Source organism: Mixta mediterraneensis, from assembly GCF_014946725.1.
Lineage (GTDB): Bacteria > Pseudomonadota > Gammaproteobacteria > Enterobacterales > Enterobacteriaceae > Pantoea > Pantoea mediterraneensis.
In genome coordinates, this window is record NZ_JACFXY010000002.1 from 47594 (window position 1) to 67027 (window position 19434).

Annotated in this window: 16 protein-coding genes and 2 pseudogenes; 8 read left to right on the forward strand and 10 right to left on the reverse strand. The window is 52.3% G+C overall.

Translation table 11 applies throughout. From position 1 onward, the window contains the following. The first annotated feature begins 20 nt into the window (after positions 1–20). Entirely contained in the window at positions 21–875 is an 855-nt protein-coding gene (gene kdsA / locus H2P46_RS04355) for a 3-deoxy-8-phosphooctulonate synthase (protein WP_193403994.1), read from the forward strand. Positions 876–932: 57 nt separating this feature from the next. Here kdsA and chaA read toward each other — a convergent pair whose 3' ends face one another. Beyond that, positions 933–2024 carry a sodium-potassium/proton antiporter ChaA gene (gene chaA / locus H2P46_RS04360; RefSeq protein WP_193403995.1) on the reverse strand — a complete coding sequence of 364 codons (1092 nt, stop codon included), beginning with the start codon at positions 2022–2024 and terminating at the stop codon, positions 933–935. A 371-nt stretch (positions 2025–2395) separates the two neighbouring features. On the opposite strand from chaA, the gene chaB reads away from it, so the two are divergent. Both chaB and H2P46_RS04370 read left to right on the forward strand, forming a co-directional pair. Then, entirely contained in the window at positions 2396–2626 is a 231-nt protein-coding gene (gene chaB / locus H2P46_RS04365) for a putative cation transport regulator ChaB (RefSeq protein WP_193403996.1), read from the forward strand. Positions 2627–2837: 211 nt separating this feature from the next. Beyond that, positions 2838–3515, forward strand: coding sequence for a gamma-glutamylcyclotransferase (locus H2P46_RS04370; protein WP_193403997.1), 678 nt, complete (start codon positions 2838–2840; stop codon positions 3513–3515). 197 nt (positions 3516–3712) lie between these two features. On the opposite strand, the gene H2P46_RS04375 is transcribed toward H2P46_RS04370, so the two are convergent. The 9 genes and pseudogenes from H2P46_RS04375 to H2P46_RS04415 all read right to left on the reverse strand — a co-directional run bounded on the left by H2P46_RS04375 (position 3713) and on the right by H2P46_RS04415 (position 14284). Continuing rightward, positions 3713–5146, reverse strand: coding sequence for a serine/threonine protein kinase (locus H2P46_RS04375; protein ID WP_193403998.1), 1434 nt, complete (start codon positions 5144–5146; stop codon positions 3713–3715). Between the two features lie 43 nt (positions 5147–5189). Then, a complete protein-coding gene (locus H2P46_RS04380) occupies positions 5190–6143 on the reverse strand; it encodes a hypothetical protein (RefSeq protein ID WP_193403999.1) in 954 nt (317 codons plus the stop codon). 17 nt (positions 6144–6160) lie between these two features. After that, entirely contained in the window at positions 6161–6934 is a 774-nt protein-coding gene (locus H2P46_RS04385; protein WP_193404000.1) for a PP2C family protein-serine/threonine phosphatase, read from the reverse strand. Then, positions 6931–8070 (reverse strand): type VI secretion system-associated FHA domain protein TagH, encoded by a 1140-nt coding sequence (tagH, locus tag H2P46_RS04390; protein WP_193404001.1) that lies wholly within the window; start codon positions 8068–8070, stop codon positions 6931–6933. Before tagH ends, H2P46_RS04385 begins: the two co-directional genes overlap by 4 nt. 35 nt (positions 8071–8105) lie before the next feature. Next, complete coding sequence (gene tagF, locus H2P46_RS04395; protein WP_193404002.1) at positions 8106–8828, reverse strand: type VI secretion system-associated protein TagF; 723 nt, start codon at positions 8826–8828, stop codon at positions 8106–8108. 24 nt (positions 8829–8852) lie between these two features. Continuing rightward, positions 8853–10970 (reverse strand): annotated as a pseudogene (gene tssM, locus H2P46_RS04400) (type VI secretion system membrane subunit TssM). Beyond that, positions 10970–12187, reverse strand: coding sequence for a type IVB secretion system protein IcmH/DotU (icmH, locus tag H2P46_RS04405; protein ID WP_193404003.1), 1218 nt, complete (start codon positions 12185–12187; stop codon positions 10970–10972). The pseudogene tssM and the gene icmH overlap by 1 nt, the downstream one beginning before the upstream one ends. A gap of 85 nt (positions 12188–12272) precedes the next feature. Continuing rightward, on the reverse strand, positions 12273–12764 hold the full coding sequence (locus tag H2P46_RS04410; RefSeq protein ID WP_193404004.1) for an SH3 domain-containing protein: 492 nt from the start codon (positions 12762–12764) through the stop codon (positions 12273–12275). Positions 12765–13471: 707 nt separating this feature from the next. Continuing rightward, complete coding sequence (locus tag H2P46_RS04415; RefSeq protein ID WP_193404005.1) at positions 13472–14284, reverse strand: DeoR/GlpR family DNA-binding transcription regulator; 813 nt, start codon at positions 14282–14284, stop codon at positions 13472–13474. 350 nt (positions 14285–14634) lie between these two features. On the opposite strand from H2P46_RS04415, the gene H2P46_RS04420 reads away from it, so the two are divergent. The 5 genes and pseudogenes from H2P46_RS04420 to H2P46_RS04440 form a co-directional block, all read left to right on the forward strand. Further along, positions 14635–15432, forward strand: coding sequence for a GolD/DthD family dehydrogenase (locus H2P46_RS04420; RefSeq protein WP_193404006.1), 798 nt, complete (start codon positions 14635–14637; stop codon positions 15430–15432). Positions 15433–15495: 63 nt separating this feature from the next. Then, entirely contained in the window at positions 15496–16431 is a 936-nt protein-coding gene (locus tag H2P46_RS04425; RefSeq protein ID WP_193404007.1) for a D-ribose ABC transporter substrate-binding protein, read from the forward strand. Between the two features lie 45 nt (positions 16432–16476). Next, positions 16477–17088, forward strand: coding sequence for a DUF2291 family protein (locus H2P46_RS04430; RefSeq protein WP_193404008.1), 612 nt, complete (start codon positions 16477–16479; stop codon positions 17086–17088). 10 nt (positions 17089–17098) lie between these two features. Beyond that, positions 17099–18631, forward strand: coding sequence for a sugar ABC transporter ATP-binding protein (locus H2P46_RS04435; protein WP_193404009.1), 1533 nt, complete (start codon positions 17099–17101; stop codon positions 18629–18631). Positions 18632–18648: 17 nt separating this feature from the next. Then, positions 18649–19428, forward strand: a pseudogene (locus H2P46_RS04440) (ABC transporter permease); the annotation flags it as partial. Positions 19429–19434: the final 6 nt, after the last annotated feature.

Here is a 19434-nt window from a genome sequence, read left to right on the forward strand (position 1 = left end):
TTCACAATTAAGGAAAGGGCATGACACAGAAAGTCGTGAGTATTGGTGACATCAAGGTAGCAAACGATCTGCCGTTTGTTCTGTTTGGCGGCATGAACGTGCTGGAATCGCGTGATCTTGCCATGCGCATTTGCGAGCACTACGTAAAGGTGACCGATAAACTCGGTATTCCTTATGTGTTCAAAGCCTCTTTTGACAAAGCGAACCGGTCATCTATTCATTCTTATCGTGGCCCTGGTCTGGAAGAGGGCATGAAGATTTTTCAGGAACTGAAGCAGACCTTCGGCGTGAAAATCATTACTGATGTACACGAATCTGCCCAGGCGCAGCCAGTTGCGGATGTGGTTGATGTGATTCAGTTACCTGCATTTTTGGCACGTCAGACCGATCTGGTTGAAGCCATGGCGAAAACCGGTGCTGTCATCAACGTGAAAAAACCCCAGTTTGTCAGCCCTAGCCAAATAGGCAACATCGTTGATAAATTCGCCGAGGGCGGCAATGATAAAGTGATTCTGTGCGATCGCGGCAGCAACTTCGGTTATGACAACCTTGTGGTCGATATGCTGGGCTTTAACGTGATGAAGAAAGTGACTAACAACAGTCCGGTGATTTTCGATGTCACTCATGCCCTGCAAACGCGCGATCCGTTTGGGGCTGCTTCAGGGGGGCGCCGAGCCCAGGTTGCTGAACTGGCACGCGCTGGGATGGCGGTAGGTATTGCCGGTTTGTTCATTGAAGCGCACCCGGATCCCGCTAATGCACTGTGCGATGGTCCATCAGCGCTGCCGCTCGACAAGCTTGAGCCGTTCCTGGTACAGATGAAAGCTATTGATGAGCTGGTGAAAAGCTTCCCTGAGCTTGATACCAGTAAGTAATGCGCCTGACAAAAAAGAGCGAGCAATCGCTCTTTTTTTGCCTATAAAACAACCTCGTTACAGCATAATAGTCATCAAATAACCCGCAAATAAAGCCAGATGCGCCGCACCGTTCAGAACATTTGTACGGCCGGTGGAGAAGGAGAGCTGACACAAAATCAGTGCCGTCATCATCATCACCATTTGCGGTGGCGCCAGACCAAATATCAGTTCCTGACCGGTCAGGGTGGCAATAAGGGTAACCGCGGGCACGGTTAAAGAAATGGTGGCCAGCACTGAACCGAAGAACAGATTCATGGCGCGCTGTACCTGATTCATCAGTACCGCCCTAATCGCACCTAATCCTTCCGGCGACAAAATCAACAGCGCGACCAGAAAACCGGTAAACTGCTGTGGTGCATTCATTTCTGACAGCAAATGCTCCAGCGTACTGGCATTCATTTTGGTCACGGCAATAACCGCAATTAAATGAACGATCAACCATACCGTATGCCATACGCTGCTGTGCGCCGAGGGTTTACCGTGATGCGGGTCGCCATCGTCGCTTTCATCTTCATGTTCATAAACAAACAGGCTTTGGTGGGTTTTGGTTTGAATCAGCAGAAACACACCGTACATCGCGGCTGAGATGGCCGCAATAATCAGTGCCTGAGCGGGGGTAAAATTACTGCCCGGCAGCGCGTTCGGAAACACCAGCGCTAAAATCGCCAGCGGGAATATAGCGATCAAATACTGCTTAACGCCCGCCAGGTTGACGTATTGTGTGGCGAACTTACGTCCCCCCAGCAACAGGGCAAAGCCAACCAGCCCGCCGGTAACAATCATAATGATTGAATAAAGGGTATCGCGCATCAGGCCGGGTGCGGCGTCGCCGGTTGCCATTAGTGCTGAGATCAAGCTTACTTCCAGTATAACTACCGATAAGCTGAGAATAAGCGAGCCATAAGGTTCGCCAAGGCGATGCGCGAGGACATCGGCGTGGCGTACCACACTAAATGCGCTACACAGAATAGCAACCAGCGCTAGCAGGTTAATACCAATAACGACAGGCATTGCCATCTGCCCGCTAAAAAAATAAAGCACGCCTGGCGTAATAATGGGAAAAATCAGCGAAAATTCTTTGTGACGCGTTTTTTCATGTGTCGGCATCCACCATCCTCTCAGGCTGTTTATGTTGGCGGGACAAATCACTATTCCCGTAAAGTAGTATGAAAGTAATTATCTTAAACAGTTTAACTTTCATGCGTTAACGAGGGTAGAAATTTACTACTTTTTACTTTTATTGATAATTTTCATATAATGGCTTTAACAAGAACTTATCAAAATATATTCATTATTAATCAATAAAGTGGTTAGCAATAATTTTCAATAAATCCTCGTTTTTATGCGTTATTCTACTCTGATGAATGGCATTTATTGCAGCTTAACTGAACTAAATTTGTTAGTTCCTCATTATTCTGTATTTGAGATTTTTCCAACTTCAGCCAGACTTAAAGGGAGTCTTAACCTAAGGAGAAATTATGCCTTACCGTAGCCGCAGCGCATTACCGGACAGTGTCAAACATGTTTTGCCAGCACACGCGCAAGATATTTATCAAAAAGCATTTAACAGCGCCTGGTCGCAGTACAAAGACGAAGACGATCGTCGTGGTGATGAGTCACGGGAAGAAGTGGCGCATAAAGTCGCCTGGTCGGCCGTGAAAAAAGAGTACAAAAAGGGCGAAGATGACAAGTGGCATCCAAAACACTGACTGACATTAACCCTGAGGGCCAGAAAAATCTGGCCCTTTTCTTGTTTCCCTACGCGACTTGCCTGCTTTTTTCATCTTGTGAATCCCATCACCCTTGAAACCCGCAATAAAAATGAATTAATGTCGTTTTAATGAACGAAGCGCTACATCAGCTGAGCGCGTACCAGGAGAATATTTCAGACGGGATGTCGCAGGCGTTGAGGAGGTCAGATTGTTAACCCGGGAATTTTTATTAAAAGCGGATTGCAAAACGTCATTCGGCGATATTGAAGAAACGTTGGTATGGAGCTGCGAACAGCGCGCAGCTTCGCTGGCGGCCACGCTGGCCTGCCGTCCCGATCACAGCCCGGTATGGATCTTCGGCTACGGATCGCTGATGTGGAACCCTGTTTTTGAAGCCGATGAAATTGCAGCAGGTGCGTTGGATGGCTGGCATCGCGCCTTTTGTCTGCGTCTGATTGCGGGGCGCGGCACCTCAAGTCATCCAGGTCGTATGTTAGCGCTGAAAGAGGGCGGCAGAACCAGCGGGCTGGCTTTTCGGTTGCCAGAGGAGCGTTTGCATGAGGAGCTTGAGCTATTGTGGAAGCGCGAAATGGTCACCGGCTGCTATTTGCCAACCTGGTGTGAACTGACGCTGGATGACGGGCGAAGCGTGACGGCGCTGGTGTTTATTATGGACCCACGGCATCCGCTGTATGAATCTGACTCCTGCCCGGATGCCGTTGCGCCATTGATTGCGGCAGCAAGCGGTCCGCTCGGCTCCAATGCGCAATACCTGTTCTCACTGGAGCAGGAGCTGGCAAGGCGCGGCATGGAAGAGGAGAATCTGAGTCGGCTGGCGCATCAGGTTCGTGCTTTGCAATCCTGCGTGAGTCTGATGCAGGGATAACCCCATTTCGTGAGGGTGCGTGTCAGGCAAGGTTTACCTGATGGTAAAGCACAATCATAAACCGGCCTTGCTATCCCGACGTTGTACTTTCCAGGCGAACCTTGCCCATCGCCACTGCTTGTGCTCAAAATCCAGAGAAAGACGAGACAATAGGCGCGCCCGTTTACGCCTCGTTATTTCCCTTCAAACGTAAACCCTTACTTTCCCGGATTAATCAACCAGGTTCCGGGCTTATCAATGGTCAGCGACTGCACATGCGTGACGCTGCCAGCATGCACTTCAATGCGATATTGCCCGGCCGCCAGGCTGAGTGCCGCGAAACCGCTACTGCCGGGTTTAACATCGAACGGCTGACCGTTCAGCACAACGTTTTGACCATTTCCCAGCTTGAGATAAACCGTCGCCAGCGTTGCAGGGGTAGTGACAACGCCAGGGGCGGCGGGTGCTTCTGATGAGGCCGCAGGCGTGTTCTCCATTTTCGGCGCAACGCTGCGCTTGTTGACCATCCAGACGACGGTGATAACAGCGAGCAAAGCGACAAAAGCCATACCCAGCAAGCCCGGCGACAAGCGACGTACGTTGCGTGGCGTGACCGGTTCGATGGTAGAGGCTCCGTGATTCACCGCCATCACCACGGGTTCAGGGGCCTCAACCGCCTCTTCGGTCATGAGGATGGACGCAGGCTGCATCTCCGCCGCAGCCTGCAGGCTGTTGACTATCGCTTCAACGTCGCTTACCGGCAAATCAATCAGAGCAGCAAAGGCGTCAATGCTTTGTGGACGATCGCCTGGCTTCATTGCCAGCGCACAATCCACCGCGTGTAGCAGCGGAAGTGAAAAGCCCGCCGGTTTGCGCTCAACCAGCGGCTGATAATTATCCTCAATGCAACGTACCACGCTTACTGGCGGTGGATTGCCGGTAATCAGGCTGTGTAACACTGCGCCAAGGGCGTAAATATCCGTCCATGGACCCTGTTCGACTTCTCCTTCTTCGCTGTATTGCTCAATGGGGGTGAAGCCGGGTTTGAGCATGATCTCCGTTTCGTCAGACAGATTGCCAATCTCTTTGCGTGCTGAGCCGAAGTCGAGGAGCACGGGCAACTGATTGTCCTGGATCTGGATATTATCAAGCGAGATGTCACGGTGCAGATACCCGGCCTGATGAATCGTGCTGATAGCACCCAACAGCGGTGGCAGTAAGCGGCGGATCCAGACTTCAGAAATCGGTTCCGGGCTGGTAATTTGCCACTCTTTCAACGTCATACCGCTATAATACAGGGTACCCATATAGGCCGTGCCGTTTTCTTCCCAAAAACGCAGCACATGCAGCAGTCCAGGGTGATTAAAACGCGCCAACAGACGCGCCTCCTGGATAAAGCTATTCAGTCCGGCGTTAAATAATTTCTGAAAACGCTCACCGCGTAGTTCAAGGGTTAAATCCGGGGTGCGTTGTGCCAGCGAAACCGGCATGTACTCTTTGATTGCGATAGTACGTTCAAGTTGGTGATCCCAGGCGCGGTAAACAATGCCGAAGCCGCCGCCGCCAATCACTTCCTTGATCTCAAACTCGTTAAATCGGTACCCGTCAGGCAGGGCATTCGGAACCGTATTTTGTTTATCATTAGCCGACATGGTGAACTCTCTGAACACGCCTGTTCGCCAGGCTGCGCGGTGATTAATTAATGTTACGCCAGGCACCAATGGCCGGATCAACCAGATCCGCGTGCAGGGTGTCGATGAGTAACACATTCACTTTTTGCTGTGGCATGAAATGCGGTGCCCAAAGGCCGCGCAAGGTTTCGACGCGCGATTTTACTGCGTCAGCATCCTGCTGCGCTGTTTTCTTATCCATCTTCACTAATAAAGTACCGTTAAAGCGCCAGAGATGCTGTTTTGCATCAAACGGCAATACCAGCCAGCTATCGGTTGCGTCCGGGCGCGTTACAATCATGCGCTGGTTATTAGCAGAAACCACAACCAGCTTGCTGTCGTTAATCGCCAGGTTAGCCACGGGATACCCCTGATAGAAAGTCACGGGTACAGACGAGGGTTTGTCTGCGCTGGCGAGGGTTAATTCGCTTTTTCCTTCTAGCCAGCCATCAGGTGAGCATTGCTGCTTGCTGACATCAGGAATAAACATTGACGCCGCATTATCATCCCACGCGGTACGGAAATGGCAGCCGCTTGGTAAATCAAAGTGTTGCAACGGCGTGCTGTCAGCGGGCCGCGATAAATCCAGAGGAGCAGCATTGCTTTCATTGGCGCTGGTGGTGGCGTCTGCCATGACGATTGGGCGCCAGTTTTGCAGTTTGCTGGCGCTGCCGCTGGCTAACACACTGCCATCTTTATCGGTCATCTGCCACGGCAGTACATCAAGCGTGCCACATTGATTGGCCAGCAGCGTACCTACGCGCGGTAAAAAAGTGGTCAGCACTGCGGAGTCTTTGCTCTTACCTGAAACAATACGCAACGGTAGCGTCTCTTTACACCAGTCGTCAGGCGCTTTGCTCACTACATTATCGATATACACTTCCAGCGCCAGGCTGGGCGAATAAACTACGCGATAATCGTCGGCCTGCACGTTAAAAGCTATCAGCAAGGTGGCAATGCCGGGCAACCACAATTTCATATGAATCCTTGGAATCATTAACGAGGCGGTAGAAAACGTGCCGAATCAGCCAGTGAATAAAGCAAGGTGGCTTCCTGCGGCTCACCAATCCAAACAGCCAGGGCACTGAGATTATCTTTTTTTACGTTACGGTTAACCGCATCTTCCATCAGTGCTAACCACTCTTCGCAGGCGTTAACCATACGCAATGCCTGCTCCATTTCGTGAGTGGTCAGGTTAAGCCAAAACCCGTCGGTGCAGACTAAAAAGGCATCGCCATCTTCCAGCAGGATCTGTTCTGAGAAACTGACAGGACGTGACGGTTCTGCGCCGAGCGCATTATAAAGTAAATTACTGTTAATGCCGGTATTTTCATAGCCTGCTTCTTTAAGTCGCTGGGCCAGGCTGTGATCGCGCGTCACCTCATGCAGTATGCCGCGCCGGAAGTGATAAACCCGGCTGTCGCCTGCGTGCGCCCACCATGCACGCTGTGTTTCACGGTTAATAAACAGGGCCGCAAGCGTCGTGCTCATGCGCGAAAATTTCGGATTTTTTCCTTGTGCTTCATACAGGAGAGTTCGGCACTGTTCAATCGCCTGCTGGGTAAACGCGGGGGTAAACGCCGGGCAATCCTTGAACTGATGAAGCAGACTGTCGCGCACCAGCTGTGCCGCCTGGTCACCGCCCGGTAACCCCGCGACGCCATCACACACCACAAAACAGGCATTACTGGGGTCAAGTTCAGCGCCGGTTCGGTCCTGATTTTCATTGCGTAAACCCTGCTGGGAACGGCTGGCAAAAACAATCTTCATACGTCATCCACCCGCGTTTGGGAATCTTTGTACTGATTTACTTCCGTGTCATAGGCATGCAGGAAGGCTTCGCCGAATAAGGTATGGAAGTCGTCTTCGATTTCACCCGCGGTGCGTTGATAGTTACGCATAAAGTAATCCCACAAAGCCGCTTTTTTAATGCTCGAAAAGGGCTGTCTGGGCAGCATGCCATCGGCACGCGCCTGTTCTTCAAGGCGTTGTGGGTTAAAGGATTGCAGCATCGCAGCGATAATGGCGCGTATACCCGCAATCATACCGAGCTGGTGCGCTTGCAGATCGACCAGCGCATCGCGTACCGCCTGCTCTGGCGGCATAAATCCTGGCATCTGGCTTTGATACATCTGCATTAAAACGGTTTTGCCGGACGGTAAAATTTTAAAAGGGTTATTGGCTTCGTTAAGGATCATTGTCATATCAGCTTTCACACCGCGTTTCAGGATCGAACGCGATGACATCAAGGCCACGGTGCCTTGCGAAAAAAGGCTGAGCATACGTCCGGTGATGCGCATCTGTTCTTCATCAATCGGCGTGACATGACCATTATTCAGTCCCATGCCTTCAAGCAGCGCCGCGACCAGTTTATCCTGATCGTGCGGTTGGCTCTGGAGCAGACGCTGCGGCTCACTGGCCTGCGGATCGATCGCCAGCCGGGCATCGTTATGACGTTCCTGGCGTGGCGCAGGGTTTTCCGTGTCGGGCAGCGACGCTTCAGCAGCGTGCCGATCGTCAATGCCTAACGGATTAGCCTGATGATCGGTTTCGGCAGTAAACAAAGCGAGGGGATCGTCTTTGCTCTCATCGCTGCGGGAGGGATCGCGTACTTCCAGTGCATATTCACCAATACGCAGCGCGTCGCCGTGCTTAAGCAGCACCTGCATCCCACGCTCCAGCTTCACACCATTATGCTCAACGGGCGTCACGCTGCCCTGGCTGGTCAGGCGGCAATCGCCTTCGCTGGATACATGCACCAACGCCTGCAAACGCGAAATCGCCCGAGATTCGTCGGGTAATACCAGATCGTTATCCTGACTGCGACCAATGGTGCCACCGGGCGGTTGAAACGCCACGGTTTTCACCGGAACATCTGTCGTGCATTGCACAATGGTAAATTGCATGAGTCATCCCGTATTGAAGGGCAAACGCACCAGCCTCACTCAAACATAGGTGGATAGAGGCCATTACGTCCCGGCTGTGCACCTGCCGCCGGGTTAAACAGTAACGAAAACAGTTGAGCTGTAAGGTTGCCGCTGTGTTTGTGAGTCGCATGAGCGAAACCGTCGCTGCGATTACTCCACCAGTAGCTGATATGCTGCTGAGGGTCAAAACGATCTGCGACTTCACGCCAGCTGAGCGTGCAGGGCAAATCCTGAAAACCTATCACATCCATGATGTCGGACTGCTGCTTCATCGGCACCAGCAGCGGCAACAGCTTCTGGATGCGCTGCTCAAGCTGTTCGGCATTGAGCGGCATCTGTACGGCCTGAAGTAACGTTGAGCCAAGGTCCTGAAACCAGTCGCCGGAAATAGTCAGCTGTGCCGGATGCCATTGATTCAGCGAAAAGCTGTGCAGCGCCAGCAGCGGCCAGGCGCGGCCCACGCGATCGCAAGAGGGCAATAAGCAGCCCATTTGTATCTGCTGTCGGCCAGGGGCAATCGGCAAAACAAAATTCCATACCGGCGCACGCAAAAAAGCCGCAGTGGAGGCGTTGCCTTGCTGGTGCCAGTGCATTAACCCTTGCTGGTGCCAGTGCATTAACCCTTGCTGAAACCAGTGATTCCACGGGGAAATCTGCTTCTCGCTGAGTCGATGGTGCAGAAAATCGCCGGTCGATGGCAGTTTGCCATACCAGCCGGGGGCAGTATACGCAGCCATATTCACCTCCCCATTATTCGCTCATTACTCGCTATGCGACGTCAACTGCTGCGCAATACGTGCAGGTGCTACCGCGAACGTAGTGCCATCCTGACCCGCATTATTCAGGTTCTCGGCAAGTTTACGCATCATCAATGCGTTGTCGCGTGCATAAGGCGAAGACTGGATCTGCTGATCCAGTAACTGGCTTAAATGCCAGTCAAGCTGCTGTAAATCGCGTGCGCTGACGTTATCCGGCAGGGTACGTTGTAAATTCTGCAACAGCCAGGCGCGCAGGAATTCGCCATCATAATTACGCGGTTCGTACAGCATCTGATAAGCGCGTAATGCATTTCGACTGTAATGATTATCATCGCCCGGATCGCTACGCAGCAGATTCGTCACCTGCTGTGCCACGCGCGGTAACAGCAAAGACTTAAGTGCATTTTGATAAAGTATCCATGCCGCATCACTGATTTGCGTACCGCGATATAAGCCAACCCGCATAGTAAGCGGTGGATTATCCAGGGAAAAACGCTCTGAGAGCGGCAGTTTTACCAGTCTATTAAGAAAGGGTAGCAGATCAAAAATATTATCGGCTGGCTGATGAATCACCTGCTGGCTTTGCGCAATAATGGGCGGCACGCGCGCGGCTACCTGCTGCAAATAACGCTGATTCTGGTAATAGCTGAGGGTCCACAATCCCGATAAAATCAGCAGTACGCCTGCCAGTACGCCATAGCCAATCCAGTGGAAAAGCTGGTTGCGATATTCCCAGTGACGGTTGCTGCCCGCCAGCCCACTTTCTTTGAAGATCAATGAACTGAGCAGATCACGAATAAAAAAGCTTTGTCCTTTATTACCCGGAATAGGGCTGCTGCGATTGACGCTATCCCAGGCGGCAATCGAGTGCTCGCCCGCCTGACGCAGTTGCAGCTTACGGCTCAGCTCGCCCATAACCCGGTCAAACGGTAAACCTTCCTGCGTGCCGCTGGTGAAAAACAGGCCACGCGGACTCCAGGCCACCGTCTCTTTATGATCGGAAAAGACGACATTGAGGTATTCGTTCAGCAGGGGCCGTAGTGAAGCGAACTCCTGTGGGAACAAAAATGCTTCGGCGCGTTGATTAAGGTCGCGCTCTTGCGCCATCTGCTGCGCCAACTGTAGCTGTAACTGTTGCTCAAGCCGCTGGAACTGCTGAGAAAAATTAGGGTGCCAGTCGTCCTTATGTGGCTTGCCCAGATCCCAATTGAAGGTAAAGCCCCATATCGCATCACGCTGAGATTTTTCGAGCGCAGCGAAATAGCTCATAAAGCCCTTCAGCAAATCCGTCTTGGTTACCATCACGTAAACCGGGAAGTGAATACCGGTATGGTGATGTAGCTCGACCATGCGTTCACGCAGCGCTGTAGCCTGGGCAATGCGCGCTTCGGCTGAATCACTCAACAGATCGGCGACGCTGATGGTCATGATCACGCCATTAATCGGTTGGCGGGTGCGATAGCGTTTCAGTAAATTAATAAAACTGCGCCATTCGCTGGCATCACGCGCGCGCTGACTTTCCTGCAATGCGTAGCGCCCGGCGGTATCGATTAATACCGCGCTGTTGGTAAACCACCAGTCACAGTTGCGCGTGCCACCGAAGCCGCGAATAGCGTTTTTACCAAAACTGTCGATGAGCGGAAACTCAAGGCCGGCATTTAACAGCGCCGTGGTTTTACCCGCGCCCGGTGCGCCCATCACCAGATACCACGGTAGCTGGTAAAGATAATTGGCGCTGATGCGAGATAACCAACCGCCGTTTTGTGGGCGACGGCCAAACTGGGCGCGCTTTAGCTGCGTTGCCGCATCGCTAAAGCGTTGGTTGAGCAATTCTTCGGTGATCTGTCGTTACGCGGGATCGTCGCTATCGGATAATTGCAGTTGTGTCAGCAACCGGCTGTTAAACCAGGCGCGATATAACGACGGGATAAGCTGGAACAATACCCATACGAAAAACAGCACGCCGACAGCCAGCTGGCGATGCAGTGCCAGCTCCAGCGGCCGAGAATCATCCCAGACCCACAGTGGGCCAAGCATCCACAGCAGACAGCTCAGCGCCGTGACGCCAATAAAGCTCCACAGCAGCCGATGAGTTAAAAGCAAACGCATGGAAGCGCGCATCATTGAGCTCCTTGGTGGTTACTGAGGGCTTCGGGCGCAGCGAATAAAGTGATTTCAACACGACGATTGCGGGTGCGGTTTTCACTGCTGTCATTAGGCAGCAGCGGATCGCTGTCACCGCGGCCTTCCGAACGAATCGTATGTCCGTCTGCAAGCTGCACCTGCATTAGCTGGGTGACAGCGCGGGCGCGGGCAAAAGAAAATTCATAACTGGAGGCGAAACGGCCATTATCGACCGGACGATCGTCAGTAAACACCGACACCAGAATCGTGCCTTTCACACCTTTCATCGCCGCAGAAACGCGCGCCAGCAGGGCTCGACCCACCGGATTAATGGCGGTGCCTTCCGCAGCAAACAGCTTATCGGCGGGGATAATCACTTTGCTACCAAATGCGCCATCGCTGACTTCCAGTTGGCCTGCCGCAATCACATCATTCAGGCGTTGACGTAAATCCAGCAGGGCTTGTGGAGAAGAGGGACGACGGCCCGCGGTAATTTGCGGAAGAGGGGTTTGATAGATGGCACGCAGCAGCGGCTCAGCCGCATTACCCAGCCGCCAGTTCAATCCGCTGTAAATCAGACAGGCAATCAGTGCCACCAGCATGGCACAGGCCCAGAGCGGCACCATCGGACGCGCCAGCGTGCTCGCCAGCGGATGCACTTCAATCATTGGCGCCTGCGGTGCGTCCCGCTGCGCGCGCGTCTCATCAATCAACGTTGCCAGACGTTTACGAATGCCTTCACACTGCGCACGACCGTTATCGCTCCCGCGATAACGGCCTTCATAACCGAGCAGCAAACAGTAATGCACCACTTCCAGCAACCAGAGATGCTGCTGTGGGCTTTGTGAAATGCGTGACAGCAGCTGAAAAAATTTTTCGCCGCCCCAGCTTTCGTTATGAAAAGTCACCAGCATGCCATTACCGGACCAGACACCGCGCGTGCCCCACGGTGTCTGCGCGGCGGCTTCATCCAACGCGGTGCATAAGCTGTAACGCGCACCGATAATCATCTCAAACGGCAAACCGGCGTGTTTACAACGCTGTTCAAACTGACGAATTTCATCGATAAGGGACTGGCGTAATCCAGCGGGATCGTCATGCGTAGCCGCCTGACGAATTTGCACCACAGCATTCAGCAAAGGCGCTGCAGCGTTAAGTAATAGATTCTCATTGCCTGAGGATAATGCCTCACGCGCAGGGGATTCCACAGTCATTAATTTGTGTTCTTCCAGCCAATGGCAAATCCCTGAACCCGCAGCCCAGGACGGTGCTGCGGGCAATATGCGCCGGATTCCATATTTAGTCTAAGATCCAGGTCGCGGTATCGTTAGTGCGACAGGCTTTACTTGTGCCGCCAACAGCAACACAAACTTGTTTCGTCTTACGTGGACGTGGGCGATCGCTACGAATGGTTGCCTCATAACGGCTACTTTCAACCCCGGCTTTCAGCGGGACGTAACCGATCATTGGACCTTCTGCGTCTTCGGCAATTGCCAGCCAGTTATTTTCAACCTTACCCAGGACTTCAAAAGGTTTACCGCTTTCCAGATAACGCACTACTTTGCCGCCGTAATCGGGGGTGGTCATCACCGAAGCGCTATATAAAGCGCGCCAGGTCTGGTTGAGCGGCTCAAATTCTTTGGGTGCTACAACGGCATAGCGGTGTACCAATTTGACGTTATTAACCACGCTGGTGACCAGCGTATCATCATTGACAGGCGGTGGCGGGGCCTTACAGCCTGCTAAAGCGAACACCGCCAGCAGCGTTAACGCGAAACTCTTTTTCACCATGTTCCTCGTGATCCCATCAAAGTATCGGCACATTGCCCGGCATCATGCAGTTATTCGCAGAAGCGGGTTTTGCGTCATGCCTGAAATTGACCGGCTGAGAAATGGTCAATTTACATTAAGATAATGCTGCGCTCAGTCTACCTAAGACTTTTGAGAATTCAAACCATTGCGCCTCTGGTCGATGCGTGATAGCACGCGGTTTTCCGCGCAGAGAAGGCGCAAAGAAGACGCAGGGAAAGCGCTTTACTTTGTGATAGTTAAAGTGAATTAAATGATTAAGGCGACCCGAGACAGCAGGGAAGGACCGCTCCTCCTGTCATGCCACACTTATAACGGGAAACCATTAAGATTTCCTAATCACTTTTTACCATAAAATTTTACCCGTTTGGTTTAAGAATCTCATTAAAATCAGAATTTCCTGGACAACCGCCGTCACAGTCGGTTCTTAAAAGTGGCGTGATTTTTGTATGAGCATCCTGTTTACGGCAAAGAGGGAGAGCGCTGATAAAGACGTTGACGTAGCGGCAGACTTCATGCGGAAGCGACGTAATTGATGCAGGATAAAGAACGGCCAGTGCCACCGCTTTAGCCGGGCAGGGCACGCCGCAAACAACTGGCAACAGCAGTGGCGATTACCGAATGCGATACCTGCCCACTACAGCGGGCGCTGATCATCTTTATAGTTCAGCCGCTTTTTCAGCGGGGTATTACATTGCTCGCTTCAACGGCAGTGGTGCCACCAATACCTTCACGCCTAACGCCTCAAATGCCGCCACCTGCGCCGCACTAATGCCGTTATCGGTAATTAGATAATGGATATTGCTCCAGTCGCACGGCAGCGCGAACATCGAAACTTTGTCGATTTTGCTTGAATCCGCTACCACATACACGGTGTTGGCTGAGCGGATCATCGCCATTTTCACTTTGATGTCGGTTTCACTGGGAAAGCTCAAGCCCAGTCGGGGGGAAATACAGGCGGTAGCAAGAAATAACTTCTCTGCCAGCACGTTTTCGAAGAAGTTCGCTGCCTTTTCGCCGGAGGTTGATAAGGTGGGAAACTTAAAGGTGCCGCCGGTTAACAGAATATTGATCCCCGGCTCGCCGCCCAGTTTTAACGCGATATTTACTGCCGTGGTCACGACCGATAAACGGCGAATATGACTAATGGCTTCGGCGATCGCTGTGGTTGTGGTGCCCGAATCGAAAATCACCGTATCGCCGTTTTCGATATGCTGCGCTGCCAGACGGCCTATCGCTTCTTTCTCATCGAGATGGGTTTGCCGCTCCAGCAGTAATGCGCCGGTATTCTGTTTTCCGGTCATTAGCGTTGCGCCGCCGTGGTAGCGCTGTACAAACCCTTGTTTTTGCAGCATCCGCAAATCAGTTCTTAGCGTGGCTTCTGTCAGACCGAAAGTTTCTGTCAAGGCCTTCACCGTCACCGTGCCATCTTCACGGATCATCTCCAGAATCTTTTCGCGGCGTTGCTGCATATCGGCCAGCTGCTCAGTCTTGCTTTTCAATCGAAATGCTCCCTTTTCCAGTCGCAATTTTTCAGGCGATTAAGGATCTGTCGCTGAGTTTACCGCGCCACTTTGGCGAATGCGAGATGACCAAAAGTGTCAATGATTTTCGAAAGAAAATAAATAATAAACAGATTATTGAATTCTATCGTTTTGCTTTCTGGCTTTATTACCGTCATTTTCCCACTCTGTAACCCAAATCACGCTATTTCAACGTAATAAAAATAAGTTTATGCCAGTTGTATGAAATTTGATCTCACCCACACATCATTTCAATTCGATAGTTTATATTTTTGTTCGAAAATGAAAGGGCGAAACCGCGGAAGCTAAAATATGAAGGAGGGGGACGGATGAGTGGTGAATATGACGTCAATCTGCGCTACGGCGTGGATACGGCACAGGATCTCAGCGGCAAGGTGGCAGTGATAACCGGTGGACTGGGCGGTATCGCTATGGCCAGCAATGCCATGCTACTGGAAAAGGGCGCGCGCCTGGCGCTGTTGTATCCACCCTTTGAAGCGGAAAAAGTGGAGAGGATGAGCAGTGAATTTGCAGCGGAAAGCGTGCAGTTTGTCTGCTGCGACGTCACCGATCCGGCTTCAGTTGAGCAGGCATTTTCCCTGGTTGACGCGCATTACGGCCATATCGATATTCTGGTGAACTGCGCGGGTTATGTGATGCTGCAACCGGTGCTGGAAACCGTTTTTGACGAATGGCAGAAGCAGATAGCCGTTAACCTCACAGGACCGTTTCTGTGCTCGCAAGCGGCGGCGAAATATATGATCAAGGCCGGAAACGGCGGCAAAATCATCAATATCGCTTCGCAGGCAGCCTCCATTGCGATCGATAGCCACGTTGCTTATACCTCCGCGAAAGCCGGTCTGCTTGGCATGACTAAAGTAATGGCAAAAGAGTTCGCGCCGCATCGCATTAACGTCAACACCCTGTCTCCTACCGTCGTCCTCACCCCAATGGGGGAAAAAGCCTGGCGCGGTGAAAAAGGCGAACAGATGAAAAAACTGATCCCTTTAGGCCGGTTTGCCTATACCGACGAAATTGCTGCCGCCGTACTGTTTTTTGCCAGCAACGGCAGCGACATGATTACCGGTGCCGATTTGATGATCGATGGTGGTTTCACCATTTGGTAATGCTGTACCCCTGCAAGTGCAACACATCACCCTGCGATAACGATAAACAGAGAGAACATCACCATGAAAAAACGTACTTTGCTGTGCACTGCAATGGCGGCCTGCCTGGTTTCTCATGCGGCTTTTGCCGCCGGGAAAGGCACCATCATGATTTTGGTTAACTCGCTTGATAATCCTTATTACGCCTCGGAAGCCAAAGGTGCTAACCTTAAAGCGCAACAGCTGGGTTACAAAACCGCCGTGCTGTCACATGGTGAAGATGTAAAAAAACAGAGTGAGCTAATTGATACGGCTATCGGTAAAAAAGTGCAGGGCATTATTCTGGATAACGCCGATTCCACTGCCAGCGTAGCCGCGATCAAAAAAGCCAAAGATGCGGGCATTCCGGTCGTGCTGATTAACCGCGAAATTCCGGTTGATGATGTGGCCCTGGAGCAAATTACGCACAACAATTTCCAGGCCGGTTCAGACGTGGCCAATGTCTTTGTTGAAAAAATGGGCGAGAAAGGCCAATACGCCGAACTGACGTGTAACCTGGCGGACAATAACTGTGTGACGCGTTCCAAATCCTTCCATCAGGTGCTTGATCAATATTCTGATATGCAAAGCGTGGCCAGGCAGGACGCGAAAGGCACGTTGATTGACGGCAAGCGCATCATGGACAGCATTTTACAGGCGCACCCGGATGTGAAAGGCGTGATTTGTGGTAATGGTCCGGTGGCGTTAGGTGCGATTGCTGCCTTGAAAGCGGCAGGACGCGATGACGTTATCGTTGTAGGCATTGACGGCAGCAATGATGAACGTGATGCGGTGAAAGCCGGTACGCTGAAGGCTACCGTGATGCTTCAGGCGCAGGCCATTGCGGCGCAGGGCGTGAGCGATCTCGACAACTACATTCAGAAAGGAACCAAACCGGCAAAACAGCGCGTGATGTTCCGCGGCATTTTAATCACCCCGGAAAATGCTAACGGTGTGCAGGACTTCAATTATAAGTCGTAATTAACCACCGCAGCGTCCGTGTAAACGGGCGCCAGGGAGAATGAGATGTACAAACGACTCTGGCTGACGCTGGCTGTAGTGTTGCTCGGTGGTTGCCGCATTGTGTCGCAGCAAGAGCTGGCAGACCTGAAAAATCCCCCCAATCCAAAGATGGTTAACATTGCACAAACCTGGCAGCAAAAGCTGGTGCCACAAATTGTCCGTGAAGCGAAACCGCTGGCTGAATTGATGAAGTCATTGCAGTCAGCCGGGGATTTCGACACCGCCTGTAAAACTTACGGCTACCGTAGCCAGGTCGAAAACCCTTGTGTGTTCAGCGTGAGCGTGAGCGGCACCGTCACCGCCGTTAACACCACCTCACGCAGCGGTAAAATGATAATCAATACGCGTTTAGGTGACAGTGTCACTATCCAGATGGGACCGATTATCCGCGGTACGGCGCTACGCGATGGGTATAAAGGTGCCAGCTATCAGGATCTTAACGATCAGGTGCTGTTTGGCGATTACGGCAAAGCCATTAACCAACAGGCTTCCACTTTGATGCAACAGTTCAAGCCGAAATTAGGTGACAACGTCACGGTGGCGGGGGTCTTCAGCGCCTGGGATATTCCGCAACAGCCGCCTGTTATCACGCCAGCGCAGATCACGCGGCAGTAAGGAGCGCAGTATGCAAAATCCCCAGGCGCAGCAGGCCCCTGACGTGATTATCGAAACACGCAACGTATCGCGAATTTATCCCGGCGTCATCGCGCTCGATCAGGTCAATTACCGCGTTTATCGCAATAAAGTGAACGTGCTGATTGGCGAAAACGGCGCAGGCAAATCCACCATGATGAAGATGCTGGCGGGGGGGGAAACGCCCTCATCCGGCGAGATTCTACTGGATGGCGAGGCGGTATTGCTGTCGTCTACTCAGCAGGCAGAAAAACAGGGGATCAGCATTATTTTTCAGGAGCTGAACCTGTTTCCCAACATGAACGTCATGGACAATATTTTCATCGCCAATGAGTTTTTTCAGCGCGGCGTTATCAATGAAAAGTACCAATACGCGCTGGCAAAATCACTGCTGGAACGGCTGGAGCTGGATGTTGACCCTTACGCACCGCTGAACGAGTTGGGCATTGGTCATCAACAGTTGGTGGAAATTGCCCGCGCGCTGTCGAAAGACACGCGCGTGCTGATTATGGATGAGCCAACCAGCGCGCTGAGTCAGTCTGAAGTCAAAGTGCTATTCAACGTTATCGACCAGCTGAAGCGGCGCGGAGTCACCATTATTTATATCTCGCATCGGCTGGAAGAGCTGATGGAGATTGGCGATCACATCACTATTTTCCGCGATGGGCGATTTATCAGCGAACGCGAAGTGCGCGATGTCAGCGTACCGTGGATCATCGAACAGATGGTCGGCGATAAGAAAAAGCATTTCGATTATCAGGCCGCGCCGCAGGGTGAAACGGTGTTACAGGTTGAAGGGCTGACCGCACTGCATCAAAACGGTGGCTACAAGCTTAACGACGTCAGTTTTTCGCTACGTAAAGGCGAGGTGATTGGAATTTATGGCTTGCTGGGGGCCGGTCGCACCGAGCTGTTCAAGGGGTTGATTGGCCTGATGCACTGCCAGTCCGGCAAGGTTCATTTAGACGGGCAAAGCCTGGAGAAACGCACCTTCCAACAGCGGCTAAAGCGCGGTATCGCGCTGGTGCCAGAAGACCGTAAAGGCGAGGGGGTCGTGGCACTGATGTCGATCACTGCCAACATGACGCTTTCTGATTTGAGCCTGCGTGGCTTTCGTCGTGCGCTGCGTATGCTGAGTCCGGCTAAAGAGAATCAGCGGGTTAACGAAATGATTGGTCATCTGGCAATCAAAGTCAGCGATGCCGGGCTGCCGATCACCTCACTGAGCGGCGGAAATCAGCAAAAAGTGGTGCTGGGCAAAGCGCTAATGACCGGGCCACAGGTGGTGCTGCTGGACGAACCCACGCGCGGCATTGATGTGGGCGCAAAAACGGATGTGTATCACCTGATTGGCGACCTGGCAAAACAGGGGCTGGCGGTGATGTTTTCCTCATCCGAACTGGATGAGGTCATGGCGCTGGCCGATCGCATTTTGGTGATGGCAGACGGACGCATTACTGCCGATCTTCCACGCGCCGAGGCGACACGGGAAAAATTGATCAGCGCTTCTACACCACAAGCCTAAGATCGGCGGAGAATACCATGAATCAAAAATATCTGTTTTATATGTATCTGCTGAAGGCACGCACCTTTATTGCGCTACTGATTGTCGTCGGCTTTTTTAGCGTGATGGTGCCTAACTTTCTCACCACCTCCAATCTGCTGATCATGACGCAACATGTTGCTATTACAGGCTTACTGGCGATCGGTATGACGCTGGTGATCCTGACCGGCGGGATTGATTTGTCGGTGGGCGCGGTGGCGGGCATTTGCGGCATGGTTGCAGGCGCGCTACTGACCAATGGCGTGCCGCTCTGGGGGGGCAATATGCTGTTCCTGAACGTGCCGGAAGTTATCGTGGTAGTTGCGATCTTTGGCGTGCTGGTGGGATTAGTAAACGGCGCGGTGATTACCCGCCTCGGTGTAGCGCCTTTTATCTGTACGCTCGGCATGATGTATGTGGCCCGTGGCGCCGCATTGCTGTTTAACGACGGCAGCACCTACGCCAATCTGGTCGGCCTGCCTGCGCTGGGTAATACCGGTTTTGCCATTCTCGGTTCAGGTACGCTGCTGGGTGTCTATCTGCCGATCTGGCTGATGCTGGGCTTTCTGCTGCTCGGACTGTATCTGACGCGCAAAACGCCGCTCGGGCGTTATATCTACGCTACCGGCGGTAACGAATCGGCGGCGCGCCTTGCCGGTGTTCCAATTATTAAAGTCAAAGTATTTGTCTACGCTTTTTCCGGCCTGTGTGCGGGGCTGGTGGCATTTCTCGCGTCTGATGATGCGCGTTACATCACCGGACAAACTATCAATGTGGATGGCGGG

What these genes read in the sequence shown, in the direction of transcription:
- H2P46_RS04420 (WP_193404006.1), top strand. Translation starts at nt 14,635, where the DNA reads ATGAGTGGTGAATATGACGTCAATCTGCGCTACGGCGTGGATACGGCA.
- icmH (WP_193404003.1), bottom strand. Translation starts at nt 12,187, where the DNA reads ATGACTGTGGAATCCCCTGCGCGTGAGGCATTATCCTCAGGCAATGAG.
- chaA (WP_193403995.1), bottom strand. Translation starts at nt 2,024, where the DNA reads ATGCCGACACATGAAAAAACGCGTCACAAAGAATTTTCGCTGATTTTT.
- H2P46_RS04430 (WP_193404008.1), top strand. Translation starts at nt 16,477, where the DNA reads ATGTACAAACGACTCTGGCTGACGCTGGCTGTAGTGTTGCTCGGTGGT.
- tagF (WP_193404002.1), bottom strand. Translation starts at nt 8,828, where the DNA reads ATGGCTGCGTATACTGCCCCCGGCTGGTATGGCAAACTGCCATCGACC.
- H2P46_RS04380 (WP_193403999.1), bottom strand. Translation starts at nt 6,143, where the DNA reads ATGAAATTGTGGTTGCCCGGCATTGCCACCTTGCTGATAGCTTTTAAC.
- H2P46_RS04410 (WP_193404004.1), bottom strand. Translation starts at nt 12,764, where the DNA reads ATGGTGAAAAAGAGTTTCGCGTTAACGCTGCTGGCGGTGTTCGCTTTA.
- H2P46_RS04385 (WP_193404000.1), bottom strand. Translation starts at nt 6,934, where the DNA reads ATGAAGATTGTTTTTGCCAGCCGTTCCCAGCAGGGTTTACGCAATGAA.
- H2P46_RS04425 (WP_193404007.1), top strand. Translation starts at nt 15,496, where the DNA reads ATGAAAAAACGTACTTTGCTGTGCACTGCAATGGCGGCCTGCCTGGTT.
- H2P46_RS04375 (WP_193403998.1), bottom strand. Translation starts at nt 5,146, where the DNA reads ATGTCGGCTAATGATAAACAAAATACGGTTCCGAATGCCCTGCCTGAC.
- H2P46_RS04435 (WP_193404009.1), top strand. Translation starts at nt 17,099, where the DNA reads ATGCAAAATCCCCAGGCGCAGCAGGCCCCTGACGTGATTATCGAAACA.
- kdsA (WP_193403994.1), top strand. Translation starts at nt 21, where the DNA reads ATGACACAGAAAGTCGTGAGTATTGGTGACATCAAGGTAGCAAACGAT.
- tagH (WP_193404001.1), bottom strand. Translation starts at nt 8,070, where the DNA reads ATGCAATTTACCATTGTGCAATGCACGACAGATGTTCCGGTGAAAACC.
- chaB (WP_193403996.1), top strand. Translation starts at nt 2,396, where the DNA reads ATGCCTTACCGTAGCCGCAGCGCATTACCGGACAGTGTCAAACATGTT.